The organism is Rhizobium sp. Leaf321, from assembly GCF_001423215.1.
Lineage (GTDB): Bacteria > Pseudomonadota > Alphaproteobacteria > Rhizobiales > Rhizobiaceae > Neorhizobium > Neorhizobium soli.
In genome coordinates this window covers 425,021-442,572 of record NZ_LMOF01000006.1, presented here as the reverse complement: position 1 = coordinate 442,572, position 17,552 = coordinate 425,021, and the positions used below count along the sequence as shown (strand labels likewise).

The 17,552-nt window shown below is 59.3% G+C and carries 15 protein-coding genes; 6 read left to right on the top strand and 9 right to left on the bottom strand.

What is annotated here, in order from left to right; genetic code table 11:
* Positions 1–86: 86 nt before the first annotated feature.
* Both ASF70_RS08540 and ASF70_RS08530 read right to left on the bottom strand, forming a co-directional pair.
* Positions 87–470 (bottom strand): hypothetical protein, encoded by a 384-nt coding sequence (locus ASF70_RS08540; protein WP_062579025.1) that lies wholly within the window; start codon positions 468–470, stop codon positions 87–89.
* A 649-nt stretch (positions 471–1,119) separates the two neighbouring features.
* A complete protein-coding gene (locus ASF70_RS08530) occupies positions 1,120–2,004 on the bottom strand; it encodes a glycoside hydrolase family 5 protein (protein ID WP_062579021.1) in 885 nt (294 codons plus the stop codon).
* Positions 2,005–2,421: 417 nt separating this feature from the next.
* Between ASF70_RS08530 and ASF70_RS08525 the strand changes: the two genes are divergently transcribed.
* Genes ASF70_RS08525 through ASF70_RS08505 form a run of 5 tightly spaced genes read left to right on the top strand, consistent with a single transcriptional unit; the run spans position 2,422 to position 7,803 of the window.
* A complete protein-coding gene (locus ASF70_RS08525; protein ID WP_062579018.1) occupies positions 2,422–3,489 on the top strand; it encodes a glycosyltransferase in 1,068 nt (355 codons plus the stop codon).
* Positions 3,482–4,585 carry a glycosyltransferase family 4 protein gene (locus tag ASF70_RS08520; protein WP_062579017.1) on the top strand — a complete coding sequence of 368 codons (1,104 nt, stop codon included), beginning with the start codon at positions 3,482–3,484 and terminating at the stop codon, positions 4,583–4,585. The genes ASF70_RS08525 and ASF70_RS08520 overlap by 8 nt, the downstream gene beginning before the upstream one ends.
* Positions 4,586–4,590: 5 nt before the next feature.
* Positions 4,591–5,370, top strand: a complete 780-nt coding sequence (locus ASF70_RS08515) for a WecB/TagA/CpsF family glycosyltransferase (RefSeq protein WP_062453866.1) — start codon at positions 4,591–4,593, stop codon at positions 5,368–5,370.
* A gap of 8 nt (positions 5,371–5,378) precedes the next feature.
* On the top strand, positions 5,379–6,302 hold the full coding sequence (locus ASF70_RS08510) for a glycosyltransferase (protein ID WP_062579015.1): 924 nt from the start codon (positions 5,379–5,381) through the stop codon (positions 6,300–6,302).
* A 43-nt stretch (positions 6,303–6,345) separates the two neighbouring features.
* Positions 6,346–7,803: an oligosaccharide flippase family protein gene (locus tag ASF70_RS08505; RefSeq protein ID WP_062579013.1), complete on the top strand. Its 1,458-nt coding sequence runs from the start codon at positions 6,346–6,348 to the stop codon at positions 7,801–7,803.
* A 147-nt stretch (positions 7,804–7,950) separates the two neighbouring features.
* On the opposite strand, the gene ASF70_RS08500 is transcribed toward ASF70_RS08505, so the two are convergent.
* Positions 7,951–8,571 carry a transglutaminase-like cysteine peptidase gene (locus ASF70_RS08500; RefSeq protein WP_244473994.1) on the bottom strand — a complete coding sequence of 207 codons (621 nt, stop codon included), beginning with the start codon at positions 8,569–8,571 and terminating at the stop codon, positions 7,951–7,953.
* Positions 8,572–8,941: 370 nt separating this feature from the next.
* On the bottom strand, positions 8,942–9,376 hold the full coding sequence (locus ASF70_RS08495) for a BA14K family protein (protein WP_062453869.1): 435 nt from the start codon (positions 9,374–9,376) through the stop codon (positions 8,942–8,944).
* Positions 9,377–9,573: 197 nt separating this feature from the next.
* On the opposite strand from ASF70_RS08495, the gene ASF70_RS08490 reads away from it, so the two are divergent.
* On the top strand, positions 9,574–10,662 hold the full coding sequence (locus tag ASF70_RS08490; RefSeq protein WP_062579011.1) for a calcium-binding protein: 1,089 nt from the start codon (positions 9,574–9,576) through the stop codon (positions 10,660–10,662).
* A 21-nt stretch (positions 10,663–10,683) separates the two neighbouring features.
* Here ASF70_RS08490 and ASF70_RS08485 read toward each other — a convergent pair whose 3' ends face one another.
* The 5 genes from ASF70_RS08485 to ASF70_RS08465 form a co-directional block, all read right to left on the bottom strand.
* Complete coding sequence (locus tag ASF70_RS08485) at positions 10,684–12,489, bottom strand: ABC transporter ATP-binding protein (protein ID WP_062579009.1); 1,806 nt, start codon at positions 12,487–12,489, stop codon at positions 10,684–10,686.
* Positions 12,490–12,491: 2 nt separating this feature from the next.
* Complete coding sequence (locus ASF70_RS08480; protein ID WP_062579007.1) at positions 12,492–13,355, bottom strand: ABC transporter permease; 864 nt, start codon at positions 13,353–13,355, stop codon at positions 12,492–12,494.
* Positions 13,352–14,293 (bottom strand): ABC transporter permease, encoded by a 942-nt coding sequence (locus ASF70_RS08475; RefSeq protein WP_062580151.1) that lies wholly within the window; start codon positions 14,291–14,293, stop codon positions 13,352–13,354. The genes ASF70_RS08480 and ASF70_RS08475 overlap by 4 nt, the downstream gene beginning before the upstream one ends.
* Positions 14,294–14,324: 31 nt before the next feature.
* Entirely contained in the window at positions 14,325–15,854 is a 1,530-nt protein-coding gene (locus ASF70_RS08470; protein WP_082471885.1) for an ABC transporter substrate-binding protein, read from the bottom strand.
* A gap of 62 nt (positions 15,855–15,916) precedes the next feature.
* Positions 15,917–17,398 (bottom strand): M81 family metallopeptidase, encoded by a 1,482-nt coding sequence (locus ASF70_RS08465; RefSeq protein WP_062579005.1) that lies wholly within the window; start codon positions 17,396–17,398, stop codon positions 15,917–15,919.
* Positions 17,399–17,552 lie beyond the last annotated feature (154 nt).

Here is a 17,552-nt window from a genome sequence, read left to right as displayed (position 1 = left end):
TGCCGCAATCCTATCAAGTACGCACCTATAGAGTGGACTGGGAAGGTCGGGATGGACGAAGGCGTTACCGCCGCGCCCTACCCATTTCACGCTGATATACCAGCCTGACGCCTAAAGAGATGCTTCAGGTGGGCGGCCACGACTTCACCGTCTGGTGTTAGTTCAAAGGCCTTGCAGCGGCCGTTGCTCGGATGCTCGTAGGTATGCACAAGGCCCATCCCCGGCTTCCCCTCCCGGTATCGGCTTCCCAGGTATCGCAGATGAGTGGATATCGTCTGAGGAGTCTTTCCGGTGGCGGCCGCCAACTCCTCTAGGTACATCGGAACGGCTGTCTGACCCTGCTTGGTTCCCCACATCGCAGCACCAAGAAAGGTGACCATAATGGCTACAGGGAGTTCAAGCTCGGTCGAGATGGACATCATGTGTCTGCCAGCATCAAAGTAGGCTTGGAGGGGGCGGTTGTCGTGCATGATTGGTTCCCTTGGCTAACGGCATGAAGCGGCCCGTAGGCCGCCTCTGGGTCAACATCTGGTAGATGAGGCAGCTAGGCGGGTGCGTTTACGTACTCAACCCAAGCTGTCACCTTCACCGCCCAAATGTACGGGTCTGCATCGTCCTGGTACTCAGTGAAAAACTCAACCATCTGGTGCGGCAAGTGTTCAAGCGCCCACGTGATAGCAGTTGCGGGCCTCCCTCTCAGCATCGCCACCGTCTCGGCAACGGTCGGGGTTGGTCCAGCGAAAGAGAAAGGGTCGTTGGGGGTCGCAATCATCAGGCAGTCTCCATAGCGTTCTTGGTAGGCAACACAGCGAACCAGCCGCTTGTGTCTGCTCTGGTTAATTGCTATGGAAATTGAATAGTCTGGCCGCGAGAATGCCTGATTTACTGGTCTTTTCTGATTGAACCTAAAGTTCAAATCTCTCTAGCAGCACCATTTTTCCTTCCATCCATTATAATTAGTCTGCCAGTAATTTTCGGACAGTCGTACGACTAGCGCGACGCGAAGTTTCGCTTCGTCGCGTGCGCAAACTACCAGCCGTTTCATTGTCGATTTCGCGTGCGACCACTTTGGTTCGCCGGAGAACCTGAAGTCGTAGAAGGCCACCTCCCCCTCCCCGCCTAGCCACGACACCCAACATACGGCAGCAGCAGGTTCATCTGCTCACTCATGACGCCCGGACTGTCGCGTGGGGGATCGACGGTTTGCTGGTTGGTGTTGCCCCAGACGCCGCCGCCGGCCCAGTAGGTGGCGCCGAGGAAGATGTCGGGGCGGGCCATCATGGCATCGAGCAGGTCGCGCAGTTCCCGTAGAGAGCCTTCGGTTCGGCCGGTGGCGAATTCGCCGATGAAGATGCGTTTTCGATGTTGGGTCGCCCAGTCTGTGGCGCTTTTCAGGATCCGTTTTCCGATGCCTTCGGTGGCGATCGGGTTGGAGCCGCCAAATCCCTTGTCGAGATACTGGTGCATGTCGAAGCCGCAATTGTCGGCGGGATCGAATGCCTGCAACATCACGGTGCCGTTCGAGGTCTTCGTCCAGGAATGGGCGCCCGTCCAGGCGATGCCGGAAAACAGCACGGTTCCCGTTGCGCCACGCCGCCTGATTTCGGCGCATGCGGCGTTCTGGGTGTTGAGGTTGAGAATGGGATCCTGGTCATGCGGCTCGTTCATCAGCCCGTACCAGACAAGGCTGTTTTTCCCGTAACGCTGTGCCAGCTCGCCCCAGAACGCCGCGTAGCTTTCGAGCGTTGCAGCTGACGTGCCGTCTCCGATGACGATCTTATCGCGCCTTCCGTAGTCATGCATATCCAGGAGGACAACCGCACCATCGCCCACTGCCCGGCCGACCAGACGATCGAGGCCCTCAAGTGCCGCCGGCTCAAGCGGTTTTGCAATATCGGGCTGCAGGCGGTTCCACTTGAAGGGGATCCGAAACACTTTCACGCCCAGCGAGAGGTAATAATTCAGGTTCTCCAGGTGAGGCCACTTCCAACGGCCGCCAATCATCTCGAACTCAGCACCGGCCAGGTTAACCCCGATCAGCGGGCACGTTCCCGTTCGGGCACCTACGGAAGGACCTGACGACACAACCGACGCCGCAAAGGCGCCAGCGCCGAACAACAAAGATCTTCTTGAGCATTCATTCATGTAAGACGCCTGTAATAAAGATTTTATTATAATATTGATGCACTAAACAATCAACAACTTACGGATTTTTGTGCAACACCTCAGCGAATTCACACTACAACACCCTTATTGAATTCCATTATACGATTAACCTAGCGATTAGTTTTGTTTAATGAGGACTCAGCAAGAGCATATCCATGCTGTAACCACGATTCGATGTCGTGCTACTCGACATTTCACTGATTAGCAGCGGTGATGGACGGCATGCGCGGGTGTCCGGCGACAGCAGGAGTGGGAATGCGAGTGATATTCGATCTGACGCTTGCCACGCGCAAGCCGGAGATTACCGGTGTCGAACGTTACGGGATCAATCTATTCGAGGCATTCCGGAAAATTTGCCCTGGCAGCACGGCCTATGTCATGTCGACATCGTTTTTTTCGAGCGACGACAACCTGGTCCTCTGCCGGCATCCTTTGATGGCCTGGCTCACTTTGCCGTTCAGACTGGCATCTTCCAGTTACGATGCGGCCGTCTTTCCGAGCATGCCGGCAAGTCCGCTCTCCATATCATCCAAACTGCCCCTCTATCGCATCATTCACGACGACTTCCCCTGGACAAGGGGACAGGAGATGCCGATCAAGGGGCGCCTTCTGTTTCGGGATGTGGAGCGCGCCGTTTCATCCCGATACCGCGCCATCTTTGCGCCAACCGGCTACTCGGCGGCAAAGCTTCGTCCGATCTTTCCCTCCCATGATGTGAGCGAGATCGGCAATGCCCCCGCGCTGCCGTTCGACGGCGAACTGTCCGAGATCGCGGAACTGCGAGGCAAAGTCTTCGTCCTGAGCGTGGGGACGGTGGAGCCTCGAAAGAACTACGAAAAGATCATCGACGTCGCGGCAGCGCTTCAACCGCACAATGTCGTGTCGGTCGTTGTCGGGCGCAGCGGTTGGGGGAATATTGTCACCGATCTCGACCGGGCAAGCAACGACCCAACGAGCAACATCCGATGGATGAAGGACATATCCGACAGCCAGTTGCGGTGGCTTTACGCAAACTGCCGGTCGTTCCTGTCCTTGTCGCATGACGAGGGGTTCAATATGCCGCTCGTCGAGGCAGGGTCGCTGGGCTGCAGCATTGTCGCGTCCGACATCGCCATCCACCGGGCTGTTTCTCCGCCATGGGGACGGCTGGTCTCGCCGGGCGCACGCGCTGACGAGATCGCGACTGAGATCATGACGGCTCCGCGAGCGACTGAGAGCGCGTATCTTGCCTACAGAGCCCGGTATTCCTGGGATTTTATCGCAGCCAACCTGCTTTCGAAAATCCAGGCCCATAGACGCACCGGAGCACGGTCCCATGCCTGAGCACCAGTTGACCATGCTCTGGCATGAAGCCGGAAACTCGCACTACCATGACCGATTTGTCGAGCTTTCGAAGGTCGCCAATCTCACGGTCATGGGGCCAAAAACCTTTCAAGGCAAAACGTTCGACCCTGAGAAATTCCGCTTCCCGGTGAAGCTGTTTAATTCCGTCTTGTCGTCGCACTGGCTGACATTCATTCCGAGCACCATCGCTTTCTACCGGGAAGCGCGACGGGCGGACATTCTCTACGTTCATGAGGAACCGCACTCGCTTGTCGCGTTCCTAAGCGCCACCCTGCGTCTCGGGCGGCCGATGTACATCGAAAGCTCGGCCATCAATCTCAAGGGAAACCTCTCCGGATGGAATGTCCTCGAGCGGTTCGTCTATAAAACAGCGACCAAGATCATTCCCAAGAACCATGAGGTCGCCGATGTCCTTCACAGACGGGGGGCTCCCCGGAGCAAGATCTCAAGCCCCATCGGTAACGGCGTTTCAAAGTCGTCGTTTTCGATCGTCGATAAGTCGGCGGCACGTTCTGCGCTTGCGCAAAAGTATCCGCAGGTCTCCGATGCATTCAAGAAGGGCGGTCTCGTTCTCGGCTATGCCGGGCGGATCTGGCAGCCGAAAGGGATAGAGATCCTGGCGCAGCTTGCACAGGAACTCCCGGTCACGATCCTCGCCTGCGGGCCGGTCGCAGATGATTATCTGGTCGATACACTCGTTGCGGCAGGGGTAGCGGTTCTTCCCAGTCTTCAAAAGGATGATCTGCGGACATTTTACAGCGCGCTCGATCTCTTCATTCTGCCGAGCCTCTCGACGAAGAACTGGCGGGAACAGTTCGGCCGTGTCTGCATCGAGGCGATCTATTGCGGGACGCCGGCTGTCGGTTCGAATGTGGGCGGCATTCCGATGGTGATCGGCGTCAGCCAGACCTTCGAGGCAGGCAATATCGAGCAGGCCAAGGCACTGCTGACCAAACTTTCAGACGAGGCGGAGCGGGCGGAAATCCTGCGGTGGCAGACCGCCCATGTCGATCAGAATTTTTCCTGGAAAGCGATTGCAGAGCAAGTTTTAGCCGTCACACACTTAAAGAGATAAATGCAATGACCGAAGATCGACTTGGGTCCAGAGATAAAATATTCGGTTTATCCTTTTACGAATATTCCGACGACGCTCTCGTAGAACAGGCTCTTTCTCCCCTTTCCGAGACGGACGGGGTAAAACTGGTCGTCACTGCGAATACGGATCACGTCTCCAACCTGTACAAAAATGCTGAATTCAGACGTGCTTACGACAGTGCGTGGTCAGTCACGATCGATGGCATGCCCGTCTTTCTCTATGCGAAACTGTGCGGCGCGGCCGTCAAGCAGCGGATACCGGGCGCCGATCTCTTTCCCAAGCTGCTCGATGCCCTGACAGACACGAACCATCGGCCGTTTTTTGTCTGCTCGAGCCAGGCGACGGCGGACGGGCTGGCAGTCCAGATGACGGCACGTGGCTTCCCGGAGGCCGGCTTCGGCTACGCGATACCGCCGTTTGGTTTTGAAAAACAACCCTCTCATACGCGCGACCTGCTGAGCGCGATCCGCGACAACCGCACAACGCATCTGTTCATGGGTATCGGCGCGCCCAAATCCGAGATTTGGGTGAACCAGAACAGATCCGCGCTTGGGCACCTTTACGCCTTCTGCTTCGGCGCGGCTCTCGAATTCACAGCCGGCACCAAGACTCGAGCGCCAAAGGTTTTCCGTCTGGTTGGAATGGAATGGTTCTGGCGAGTGGCCACCGAGCCCCGTCGCTTGTTCAAACGGTACTTCATCAGCTCCTGGGGTTTTTTCTCAGCCGTTGTCGCCGATCTGAACCAATCCAGAATAAGCTCGTAGGTGACCCGATGTACGATGTCTCCGTGATCATTCCAGTCGTATCGAAAAGCAGTCGTCTGCCGCGCACCCGCGAAGTGGTGCGGCGATTGCAGGAGCAGAGGGCGATCGCGCTTGAAATCATCATCGTGATGCAGGGGTTCGACGAGACCGAAACGATCGGCATCGACGGTGTGAAAACCATATTCTCGCGCGTGTTCAGCTCGTCGCATTCCCGAAATGTCGGCGCCTGTCACGCGACGGCCGATCTCATCTCGTTTCTGGATGACGACACATTTCCGGCCGCGAGCGATTTCTACCGCAGGGTGAAAACCATTCTCGATGTCGGCGCGGTCGATTTCGTCACCTGCAACATCGTCTCGAACGGCAAGCGGCTGGCTGCAAGCCGGATCGAAAGCGATGTCCAAATCAACAGGCAAACCATCATCGGCAACATGTGGGAACCGGGGCTGACGCTTCGCCGCAAGACGTTCTTAAAATTCCAGTTCGATGCCACGCTGGGTATCGGCGCCATTCATGGATCGGGAGAGGGCTTCGATCTCGGGGCACGTTTGGTCGATGCCGGCCTGAAGGGCAAGCGGTTGGCCGGCCTGGAAATCGACCATCCGCCTTTGCCGTTGAACTCCGAATTCGATGTCCAGCGCACGTTCTACTACTCGCTTGGCAACGGCAGCTCCCTGGTCGCCAGAGGGTTCCACAAGGCCTATGCAAAGCAACTCTTCAAGCAGGTCGCAAAGACGGTGCTCTATCCATGTCTCAACAGGTGGAGCGAGGCGAAGCTTGCCCTGCTGCGGCTTGCCTGCCTGCTGATCGGGCCGGCGATCCCGCGCGGCGTTCCGAAGATCATTCCAAACCAGTTGGCGAAGGACCTGATCGACGGTGAAATCGACCCGTTCCCTAAGGTGGAACCTCGGATCGACCGGGCCACAGCCTAGACCATTCGCATGACGCGACCGAAATATCACCGATCGGGTTCACATGTCCTATTTGAAACTGGCAATCAAGGGTACGAGCTGGTCGCTTGCGCAGGTGCTCGTCGAGCGGCTGACGCAGACCGTGGTGTTTCTGATTGCGGCAGCCTTGCTCGGGCCGCATGAGTTTGGTGTCGCAGCGCTTTCAACCGCGCCGGCCGTGATCATCGCGTCCACCCTGCAGTCCGGAAGCCAGGTGGTGATACAGCGGCGATTGCTCGACGATGACTTCGTCAATTCGGTCTTCGGTCTCTTCCTTCTGCTTGGCCTTTGCGGCTCGGCGCTACTGTTGATAGCGAGCGCCCTTCTCCGCCACCTGGAAACCTTCTCCGGCCTCAGTGCCATGGTTGCCGTGACGTCGATCGCCCCCCTTGTCTCAGCGCTCGCGGTCGTGCCGGAAGGACTGCTCGCGCGAGATTTCGCCTACAAAGTACTGGCGGTCCGAAAGTCGGCCGGGTTGCTTGTGGGCGGGATTGTCTGCTGCGCGCTTGCGTTTTCGGGGTTCGGCGCCTGGAGCATCGTTGCAGTCGTCGTGATAACGCCGATCGTTGCGGCGATGGTCAGTGTTGTGGCGGCGCGCTGGAAGCCAACGGCCATGCCGACGCTGATCTCGATGCGGTCGACGCTGAACTTCTCGTTCGCTGTAATCGGAATGTCGGCAGTCACGCAGATCAACGTGCGCTCTGCCGATGTGGTGGTCGGTTTGGTCGCGACACCGACAGCGACGGGTGTTTTTCGGCTATCACGCACGGTGCTTGATCTCGCATCAAGCCTGTTTCTCAATCCGATCAACAACATCCTGCTCCCAATCTTTTCGAGGATGGGTGAGGATCGTGACCGGATGATAAGCACGATGTGGAGGTCATGCGCGGTAACAGGCCTTGTTGCCGCGATACCTTTTGTCGCTTCCGCGTTTTCAGCGCCCTATGTCGCTTTCATGTTTTTTGGAGACAGGTGGCCACAACTGCCCGAAACGATAACACTGATGCTGGTGGCGCTACCGTTCATTGCGGTTGTCGTGCCAGTGCAAACCTTCCTGGTTGCAACAGGACACCCAAGCTTGGCATTCCTGAACAATGTCTACCAGGCACTTGCTGATGTCGCGATGATTGCAGTCGGAGCATATTTCGGGATTTTTTGGGCAGCAGCGATGTTCAGCCTGAGATTCTCTCTGACAGCGTTGTTTATTCTCCTGGCCGTGCAGAAACGATTCAGTGAGATCAACGCGTTTGATGGGATCAAAACAACATTTCCGGCGCTTGTCGCGATTGCCATCGTATCAACCCTGACCGGGTTTCTATGGCTATGGCAGCTCGATCTCAAACACTTATCAGTCGCTGTATCATTTAGCGTTACGGCCTCTCTGGCATACGCATTGATATGCGCGTTCGTATTTCACGATCGTATCCGGCCAGTTCTTGAGATCTGGAAGGCGCGGCGCGTTCGTGCGCCGACTGCTGCCTGATCTAAAGCCCGGCTGTCTCGCAGGCTGGCCTCCGTCTCGAGGTCCTGGGGAAGGTTGGTGGTCTGATACGGTATCATCGTAACCGTCGGGGCGTCCGACCTGATCGATCAGGACAGCGCGCCGGTGGCTGACGAGTGCGACCCTAGTTTACCATTGGTTGGCAACAAAGGTCGGGCGGTCGTCGGATGCCCCGATCTTGACCCAGATCCTCGGGCTGTTCTGCGACTGCATCATGATCCAGGTCAGGTCGGTCTTCTTCCACGGCTTGATTTCGGAGAACCGGTTGTCCAGCACCAGGTCGCCGGCGGATGTCTTTGCAACCAGCACCGCATGTCCCTCTCCGGACCGCGTTCTTGCCACAGCCATTCTCAGCGATCCGGAAGGCCAGCCTAAGGAGATGAGGTGTTTGCGCTTCGTGAGCGCGTAATCTTCGCAATCGCCTGACGCCACATCAATGCTCCAATCGTCGGAGCCGTCGGCATCATTGACGGGACGGACGGTGCGATTGATGCCTGAATTCACCGAAAGCAGTTGCGCCTTGCGATCCTCGGTCAGTTCGACGATCCCGTCGCCGCCGGTATCGGCGCACTGCTCCTGATTGCTACGGCAGAATTTCGCAAAAGCGTAAGGTGCAAGCGCAAAACCACTTTCCTGGATGCGCTGCATTGAGCCTCTCACATCCCGCAGAATGCCGACAGGGCCAGCCGCCATCGTTACCGATGGAACTGCGAAAAACGCCAGAGTCATGACTATCGAATGCAGTTTCATGGCACGTCTCCATGTGGAATGGAGAGTAATTTACCTGCATTCGTTGTATATCACGTTTTGAGAAAGTGTAAGATTTTAATCGTCGTGCAGATTGAATTTTTCTGTTTAAGAACTACTGCAGATATCGATTTGCTGATGGTTCAAGGAACTGCTGCCATCAGGGCAATAAAAAAGGCCGGAGCGAATACACGCGCCGACCTCCCTGCATTGCTCTCAGCCACTGCGCCAGTACATCCGTGGTCGCCGACGAAAACAATGTTGTAGCCAAGATATGGTAGCTCGATCCAGATATTCAACAGGGAACCTGGATCAAAAATGGGGGCAGCGGCTCAATGCGCTGCCCCTCATCACCTCAAAAGGCTAGACGCCCTCAGTAGGGCGAGTTGCACTGTGCGCGAACGCCCGCACGTGGCACGTAGCTGTTATCCGATGCACGGTAGCTGCGGTAGCGGTCGGCACACCACTGGACGTGAGCACGGGTACCTGCGCGGGCCGGGCGACTTGTCACGGCACCGCCGATGATTGCGCCAGCGCCGAATGCTGCGAGGGGATACCAGAAACCATCGGAATGGCGGCGATAGCCCGGACGGCGATCACGGTATCCACGGTGGCCCTGGTGCCACCCGCGACGATCACGCATTTCCCGGCGTTCGCGCATGTCACGACGGTACTGGACATGTTCGACATCGGATACCTGAGGCGACTTCACCATCGGCAGGGGTGCCGCAGTCGCCGGGACAAGCGAGGTGAGGCCCAGTGCCACCGCAAGCGACGACGCGGTCAGAAACTTCGTAACAATATGCATATTAGTTCTCCGTGTTATGGAGAGACAACACATTGACGCAACAGGGAGTTCCCTCATCACGCGAGAGTGAGGCCCGCGTTACAGGTGTTTCCAACCTTGAGCGATCGCGACAACGGGAACAGCGGCCAATACATCGTTTAAATCTTAAATAAGCATTCTCCGCTATTTCTGATTGTTCAGAGCGTGCGGAGCATCCCATGGGCTTTTACGGCAACCCCTTCGGCTACGAGTATCAGTTCCCAAACAGGCTTACGCCGTCCCTCGACAAGGACGTCGTCAGCGTGGTTGACACCACCGCGGTTGCCGCGCTTACCGTCAATACAAAGTCGCTGTTCCAGCTGAAACTGCAGGACAACTCGATCCGCTTCGAGTTTACCCAGTATGCCTTGTGGACCTCTGGTTACAAGCCGACTTCAAGCGATACCGCCAGCGCTGTGCACTTCAACGGGCCGGTGTTTACCGATATCAACAACAACCTGTCTCCGATCGTCGGCGTCTCGATCAAGAGCAATATTGCCGGCCTCGACAGCCGGGACGTTTCGTTCGACTACAACAAGATTGCGATCGACTTTACCGGCATCAAGGCGGGTCCGACGTCGTACATCACAGTGTCCGTGACCTTCAATGAACCCAAGATCGGGGGTGACGGCAACGACGTGCTGAACGGATCGCGTTACGCAGACATCATGTCCGGCGGCAAGGGCGACGACAAGCTGATGAGCAGCGCCGGCGCCGACAAGATGGACGGTGGTGCCGGAACCGATACCGTTTCCTACGCCAATGCCACAACCGCAGTGGTTGCCAGCCTCGCCGCGCCGGAGGGCAATACGAACAATGCCAAGGGCGATACCTATACCTCGATCGAAAACCTCATCGGTTCGCAGTATCGCGATGTGCTGACGGGCGACCAGGGCGCGAACGTCCTTTCCGGCGGCCTTTCGAACGATCGCCTGACAGGCGGCGAAGGCGCGGACAGTTTCGTGTTCGACACGCGACCGAACAAGAAGGGCGATGTGGATACGATCACGGATTTCTCCGTCGCGGATGACACGATCTGGCTCGACACGGATATATTCACAAAGGCCGGCACGGTTGGGGATCTCGCATCGGATGCATTCCATAGCGGCACCGCGGCCAGCGACGCATCCGACCGGATCATCTACGACAAGGCGACCGGTCGTCTCTACTACGACGCCGATGGAACCGGGAAATACGGGCAGATGCTGTTTGCCATCGTCGACAAGGGCCTCAACATCACCGCAGCAGACTTCGACATCATCGCCTGACCGTATCCGGCACGAGGGTGCTTACGCCGCCTGCTGGACGAAATGGCCCGGCGAGACCTCGAGATAGGTGCGCTTCGGCGCCACGTAATCGAGCGGCCTCACGGGGCTCTTAATCTCTTCGGACAGTGGCGGCGGCGTCTCACCGCGGCGTGAGGGGTCGGGAACCGGCACGGCCGAGATCAGCCGGCGGGTATAGGCGTGCTGCGGATTGTCGAAAATCGCCGCACGCGGCCCGATCTCCACGATCTCTCCAAGGAACATGACAGCGACCCGGTGGCTCATGCGCTCCACGACCGCCATGTCGTGGGAGATGAACAGATAGGCCAGACCGTGCTTTTCCTGAAGCTCGAGCAGCAGGTTGGAGACCTGCGCCTTGACCGTGACGTCGAGGGCCGAGACGGCTTCGTCGGCGACGATGAATTTCGGCTCCAGTGCCAGAGCACGCGCGATCGAGATGCGCTGGCGCTGACCGCCGGAAAACTCATGCGGATGGCGATCGGCCATTGCCGCCGAAAGCCCGACCTGTTCCAGCAGTTCTGAAACACGCGCCTTTGCCTCGCGCTTGCCCATCATTTTATGCGCAAGGATAGGTTCGGCAATGGCCGAACCGACGGTGATGCGCGGATTGAGCGAGGCAAACGGATCCTGAAAGATCATCTGCGAATTGCGACGCATGGTGCGCAGATCGCGCGTGCCGGCCTTGGTCACATCCTGGCCGTCGATGACGATCGAGCCGGCGGAGGGATTGAGCAGACGAATGATTGCGCGTCCCGTCGTCGACTTGCCGCAACCGGATTCGCCGACCAGCGACAGTGTTTCACCGGGGCGCAGATCGAAGGATACGTCTTCCACGGCATGGACCCGGCCATTCGGCAGGTCGAAACGGACGGCGAGATTTTCGACCTTGAGGATCGGTTCGACAGTCTGGGAAACCGGTTTCATTTCGCGGCCGTCGGTCGCCACGCCCGTCGCAGGATCGACTTCGGGGAAGCGCTTGGGCGCCACGCACGCGCCCATCGCGCCGAGGCGCGGGATCGAGGCGAGCAGCGACTTCGTGTAGATCGCCTTCGGACTTGCGAAGATCTCGGTGGTGGGGCCGGTCTCGATCATGTCGCCGCGGAACATCACGACCGTGCGGTCGGCAATCTCGGCCACCACGCCCATGTCGTGGGTGATGAACAGCACGCCCATGTTTTCCTCGCGCTGCAATTCGCGCAGCAGGTGGAGGATCTCGGCCTGGATCGTTACATCGAGTGCCGTCGTCGGTTCGTCGGCGATCAGCAGTTTCGGACGGCAGGCAAGTGCCATGGCAATCATCACGCGCTGGCGCATGCCGCCGGAGAACTTGTGCGGATATTCGTGCAGCCGCGCCTTGGCGGCCGGGATGCGCACCCGCTCCATCAGCCGCACGGTTTCAGCTTCGGCTTGGCCCCACGACAGGCCGCGATGCAGAACCAGCGCTTCGGCAATCTGGTTGCCGATGGTGAAAACCGGGTTGAGCGAGGTCATCGGCTCCTGGAAGATCATGCCGATCGACCCGCCGCGGACCTTGCGCATTTCGGATTCACTTGCGGCAAGCAGATCCTTGCCGTCGAGCAGGATCCTGCCCTCGGTGCGCGAGCGTCCGGGCGGCAGGAGCCGCATGGTGGAGAGCGCTGTGACGCTTTTGCCAGAACCGCTCTCGCCAACGATCGCCACCGTCTCACCGGCATCGACGGACAGGCTGATGTTGCGGATGACGGCCTTCCATCCTTCCGGCGTCTTGAAGGAGGTCGTCAGGTTTTCGACCGACAGAACAGGCGGGGTCGTTTTTACTGTGTCGGTCATGATCAGCTCTCCTTCGCCAGCCGTGGATCGACAAGATCGCGCAGGCCATCCCCCAGCAATTGCAGGGAGAGAACCGAAAACACGATGGCAAGGCCCGGAAAGACCATCAGCCACGGAGCGTTGTTCATGTATTCGCGCCCTGACGCGAGCATCGTGCCCCAGGTCGGCATGTCAGTGGAAACACCGACGCCGAGGAAAGAGAGGCTCGCTTCCGCCAGCATCGCCGAGGCGAACACGAAAGTTGCCTGCACGAGGATGGGCGATGCGAGGTTGAGGAGAACGTGGCGGAGCAGGATCTGCCATGTGGGCAGACCCATGGCCACAGCTGCCTCGATATAGGGCAGTTCGCGCAACACCAGCGTCGAGCCGCGGATGATGCGGGCAAGACGCGGCGCGTAGGTGATGCCGAGCGCCAGGATGACGGTCGTGAGCGACGGACCGAGTGCCGCGACGAGCGCGATCGCGAGCAGGATATCCGGAAACGACATCATCGCATCGAGGAGGCGCGAAATCGGTGCGTCGAGCTTGCGGAAGAAGCCGGCGGCAACACCGAGGATGACGCCGAGAACCGTGGAGATGGCGACCACGCCGAGGCTGACCATCAGCGAAATCCGGCCGGCGAAGATGGCGCGCGAAAAGATGTCGCGGCCGAATTCGTCGGTGCCGAAGAAATTCGCCATCGACGGCGGCTTCAGCTTGTTGACGATCGAGAGCTTGTTTGGCGCGTAAGGGGCGACCCAGGGCGCAAGCAAAGCTGCCGCAACGACGACCACCAGAATGATGGCGCCGGCCAGCATCGCGCGGTTTCCGAACAGGCGGCGCAGGCTTGACGCGAAGGGCATGGAAACGGAGGCCATGGTGTTCATAGGCGCACCCGCGGATCAACGATGATGTAGAGCATGTCGACGATGAAGTTGATGAGAACGTAGATGGCGGCAACGACGAGCAGCGCGCCCTGGATGACCGGATAATCACGCCGCAACACGGCTGACACGACGAGGTTGCCGACGCCCGGAAGGCCGAACACGGTCTCCGTGACGACCGCACCCGCGACCAGCATGGCGACCGACAGGCCGATGACGGTGATGATGGGGATCAGCGCGTTCTTCAAGGCGTGCTTGAGGATGACGCGGCCTTCGCCCGCTCCCTTGGCACGCGCCGTGCGGACGTAATCGTCGCCGAGAACGTCCAGCATTGCGGCGCGCGTGAAGCGTGTGATGAGCGCCGAGTTGACGACGCCGAGTGCCACGGCCGGCAGGACGAGGTGATGCAGCCGCTCGAAGAACGGCGTACCCGGACCGCCATAGCCGGAAGCCGGGAACCAGCCCTGCCCGACCGCGAAGATCTGGATCAGCATCAGCCCGAGCCAGAAGCTCGGCACGCTTGCCGCAACCATGGTCAGCGTCACCACGATCTGGTCGAAGATCGTGCCGCGCTTGACGGCCGAGAGAATGCCGACGGGAAGCGCGATGGCGACCGCGATCAGGATCGAGAACAGCGTGAGGAAGAAGGTTGGCTCCGCACGCGCCGCAAGTGCAGTCGTGACCGGCTGGTTCAAGAAGATGGACTGACCGAGATCACCTTTAAGGATGCCCAGCACGAACTGGCCGTACTGGACGAGCATGGGCGCATCGAGGCCCATGCGGGTGCGCAGCTGCGCGATGTCTTCCGGGGTCGCATCCGACCCCAGCATGACAGCGGCAGGATCGCCAGGCGTCACGCGAACGATGATGAAGACCACCGTCACGACGAGGGCGAGCACGATAGCCATGCCCCCCAGCCGTTTCAAAATTGCCTGTGCGATCCTTGCCATAGCCAGTTCCTAGTTATCCAGCTTACTTCTTCGGGCTCACGTTCCAGAAATGCGGCCAGTAGGTCGGCTCATAGCCGGAAACTCCGTTGGCGAGACCCGAAACACCATTGAAGTTGCCGACCTTGTAGAGCGGCGCATCGTCGTAGATGACCGTCTGGATGGCGTCCCAGGCCGTCTTCTTGGCGTCGTCGGTGGTGGCGTCCATGTAGGTCGCGACGGCCTTGGTCTTCTGGTCGGACACGTACCAGCCCGGATAGGTGTCGGTGATCGTGTTGATCGTCGTCGGATCGCCCGGGAAGTTGGAGTGGGTGATGAAGATGTCCCACTGCTTGGCGTCGGCGCGACGGGTCGTCAGCGTCGCCCAGTCGACCACCTGCAGATCGACCTTGAAGCCTGCAGCTTCCAGATAGGCCTTGGCGACTTCGCCGATCTTGTAGTGGAATTCGTACTGGCGGCTGGTCATCAGGCGCAGCGGCTGGCCATCGTAACCGGCAGCCTTGAGCAGCTTGGCCGCCGCTTCCGGATCGCCTTCGCCATAACGGGCAACGCCCGCTTCGGTGTGCCAGACGGAGCCTTCCGGGAAGATCGAGGCATCGACGCTGAAGAAGCGGTCGTCGGAGAAAGCGGCGAGCATCATGTCGGAAGCATTGAGCGCTGCCTGAACGGCCTGACGGAGTTCCTTCTTAACCAGAAGGCCTTCCTTCATGTTCATGTTCATCGATGCCCAGCCGGCATTCTTGAAGATGACGGGCTTGGCATTGCTGCTCTTTTCGACGCGCTCATAGGCGCTGACCGGCAGCGAGTCGGCGAAATCGAACTGGCCGGAGATGAGGCCTTCGACGCGGGTATTGGCGTCTGGAACCGGCACGAAACGGATTTCCTTGGCGATCGCCTCGCGCTTGCCGGCATAGTTGCTCGGCTCACCCTCGGGCGACTTGTAGCCGTCGAAACGGACGAGCTGGGTATACTGGTCGGGCTTGCGTTCCTTCAGCGAATAGGGACCCGTGCCGACGAATTCGGTCAGCGTATCGGCGATCTTTTCGGACGGCAGGATGACCGACGCCTGCGACAGGGTCGCGAGCAGCGGCGCATAGCGCGACTTCAGCTTGATGACGACGGCATGGTCGCCATCTTCCGCGATGCTTTCGACGACGCCGGCAACCTGCTTGCCCTTGGAATTGATCGTCATCCAGCGCTTCAGCGAGGCGGTGACGTCCTTGGCATCGAAATCGCTGCTATCGTGAAACTTCACGCCTTCGCGCAGCGGGATCTTGTAGGTGAGGCCATCTTCCGAAAGCGTCGGCATGGCGGCGGCCAGAAGCGGTACGGACTTCCACTCGGCGTCGTAGGTGTAGAGCGTTTCGAAAATGTGCTGGTCGATCGTCAGCACGATATCGGTCGGCGTCTGCATCACGTCGAGCGACGGCGGCTCGCCGATCGTTGCAACCGTCAGCACGCCGTCGCCTGCCTGGGCATTCGCCTGTGTCAGCGCGAGGCTGCTGGTGCCGGCCAAAGCCGCCAGCGTCATGAGAACAAGTGCACTCTTTTTCATTGTCATCCCCTTGTTGTCTTCAGTGGTCAAATCCCGGCCGGCTTTCCTGTCCGGTCGAAAATTCAGGCATCCAGTCCCAGCGGATCGGCGACGCGCGGCCATATTTCGAGGCTCGCTTTGCGATACGGCGTCGTTGCGGGATTGGTCGGGTAACAGGTCGGCGCGGCGATATAGACGATCTCAGACGAGACCGGCTGGAAGCCCGCGTGAAAATGGTTGGTCGACTTGACGAGCAGATAGGATTTGGCCCCAAATTCGATGCCCTGATTGGCAAAGATATCCGGCTGGTAGGTCTGGGTGCGGCTGGTGATCAGCACGATATCGATACGGGTGCCGACCGGACGCACGACGGCGGTGCTGCCCAGCGTAACGCGGCTGTTGCGAAAGCTCTGCCAGCCCGCATCGAACACGCTTTGAACCGTGACGCGCAGATCGAGCGGTTCACCGCCTTCCGGACCGGATTTACCGCCGATCCGCAGGCTGAGTTCGGCGCCCTCTCCCGCCGCCTGGCAGAAGGTGACGGCAATCGGATCCCAGATGGTTGCAACCGCGAAATCGTCCATGCCGCGCTCCATCATCCGGCGCAGGATGAAGGTCGCGTCGCCAGCCACGCCGCCGCCGGGATTGTCCCAGACATCGGCGATCGTCACCGGCAATCCGGGATGCGAGGCGCGGATCGACACGGCCTTGTCGAGGCCCGCTTCGGTATCGAGCATGGGCATCGCAGTCTGCCGGCGCAGGCTGTAGAGCTCGCGACCGAGAGAGGCCGCCAGCGCATCGCCCTTGGCCTTGTCGTTGTCGGTCACGACGACGATGCGGGTGCCCATGTCGGGCAGGTCGCCGGCCATGAAGCCGTGGATGACCGAGGCAGACAGAATGCCGTCCTTGCCTTCCATCGCTTGCATGCGATCGACGAAGGAGCGCATCGGCTCGCGGCTGGTCGGGAAGATCGTGATCATCCGGCAGTCGAATGTGGAGATGACCGGCTTGATCTTGCCCTTCAAGGCCTGCAGCGCCAGCTCGACCACGTGTTCGCCGCGCTGTTCGAAATCCGTATGGGGGAATTCGAGGAAGGCAGCCATGATATCGAGATTGGCGACACGCAGCGCCGTCAGGTGACTGTGCGGATCGAATTCGGCGGCAACCAGAACATCCGGGCCGACGATCTGTCGGACACGGGCCAGAAAATCACCTTCGGGATCGTCATAGCCCTGCGCGGCCATCGCGCCGTGAAGACCGAGCACGACGCCATCGACGGGAAGCGCTTCCGTCAGTTCGGAAAGGATCAGGTCGCGCAGCGCTTCATAGGTCTGGCGCTGGATCAGGCCCGCGGGCTCTGCCCAGCAGGACGTGCCCTCGATCACGGTAAAACCTTCGGCCCGGCCTCGGCGGCGCAGAATTGGCACGACGGACGAGCACAGCGTCGGCGTATCCGGATGCTCGCCCGGACCGGCGAAGAACGCCGCCTTGAAGGCGTTCATATCCGTCGGGACGGGAGAGAATGTGTTGGTCTCGGTCGCCAGCGAGGCGGTGAAGATGCGCATATGTCTTATCCGGACAGGTCCGACGGCATCAGGCTCCCGTCATGGTCACCGAGCGCCAGCACCCCTATTGCATGAATTTTGTCGATCGCCGGAGCAGGCACGCCATGCTCCGGAAAACCTCAGTCCCGTTTCTCGTTCAGTTCGCCCGCTCACC

Bases quoted from the DNA above. Each gene is read 5' to 3' on its own strand.
- ASF70_RS08540 (WP_062579025.1), bottom strand. From the start codon at position 470: ATGCACGACAACCGCCCCCTCCAAGCCTACTTTGATGCTGGCAGACAC.
- ASF70_RS08530 (WP_062579021.1), bottom strand. From the start codon at position 2,004: ATGATTGGCGGCCGTTGGAAGTGGCCTCACCTGGAGAACCTGAATTAT.
- ASF70_RS08525 (WP_062579018.1), top strand. From the start codon at position 2,422: ATGCGAGTGATATTCGATCTGACGCTTGCCACGCGCAAGCCGGAGATT.
- ASF70_RS08520 (WP_062579017.1), top strand. From the start codon at position 3,482: ATGCCTGAGCACCAGTTGACCATGCTCTGGCATGAAGCCGGAAACTCG.
- ASF70_RS08515 (WP_062453866.1), top strand. From the start codon at position 4,591: ATGACCGAAGATCGACTTGGGTCCAGAGATAAAATATTCGGTTTATCC.
- ASF70_RS08510 (WP_062579015.1), top strand. From the start codon at position 5,379: ATGTACGATGTCTCCGTGATCATTCCAGTCGTATCGAAAAGCAGTCGT.
- ASF70_RS08505 (WP_062579013.1), top strand. From the start codon at position 6,346: ATGTCCTATTTGAAACTGGCAATCAAGGGTACGAGCTGGTCGCTTGCG.
- ASF70_RS08500 (WP_244473994.1), bottom strand. From the start codon at position 8,571: ATGAAACTGCATTCGATAGTCATGACTCTGGCGTTTTTCGCAGTTCCA.
- ASF70_RS08495 (WP_062453869.1), bottom strand. From the start codon at position 9,376: ATGCATATTGTTACGAAGTTTCTGACCGCGTCGTCGCTTGCGGTGGCA.
- ASF70_RS08490 (WP_062579011.1), top strand. From the start codon at position 9,574: ATGGGCTTTTACGGCAACCCCTTCGGCTACGAGTATCAGTTCCCAAAC.
- ASF70_RS08485 (WP_062579009.1), bottom strand. From the start codon at position 12,489: ATGACCGACACAGTAAAAACGACCCCGCCTGTTCTGTCGGTCGAAAAC.
- ASF70_RS08480 (WP_062579007.1), bottom strand. From the start codon at position 13,355: ATGAACACCATGGCCTCCGTTTCCATGCCCTTCGCGTCAAGCCTGCGC.
- ASF70_RS08470 (WP_082471885.1), bottom strand. From the start codon at position 15,854: ATGAAAAAGAGTGCACTTGTTCTCATGACGCTGGCGGCTTTGGCCGGC.
- ASF70_RS08465 (WP_062579005.1), bottom strand. From the start codon at position 17,398: ATGCGCATCTTCACCGCCTCGCTGGCGACCGAGACCAACACATTCTCT.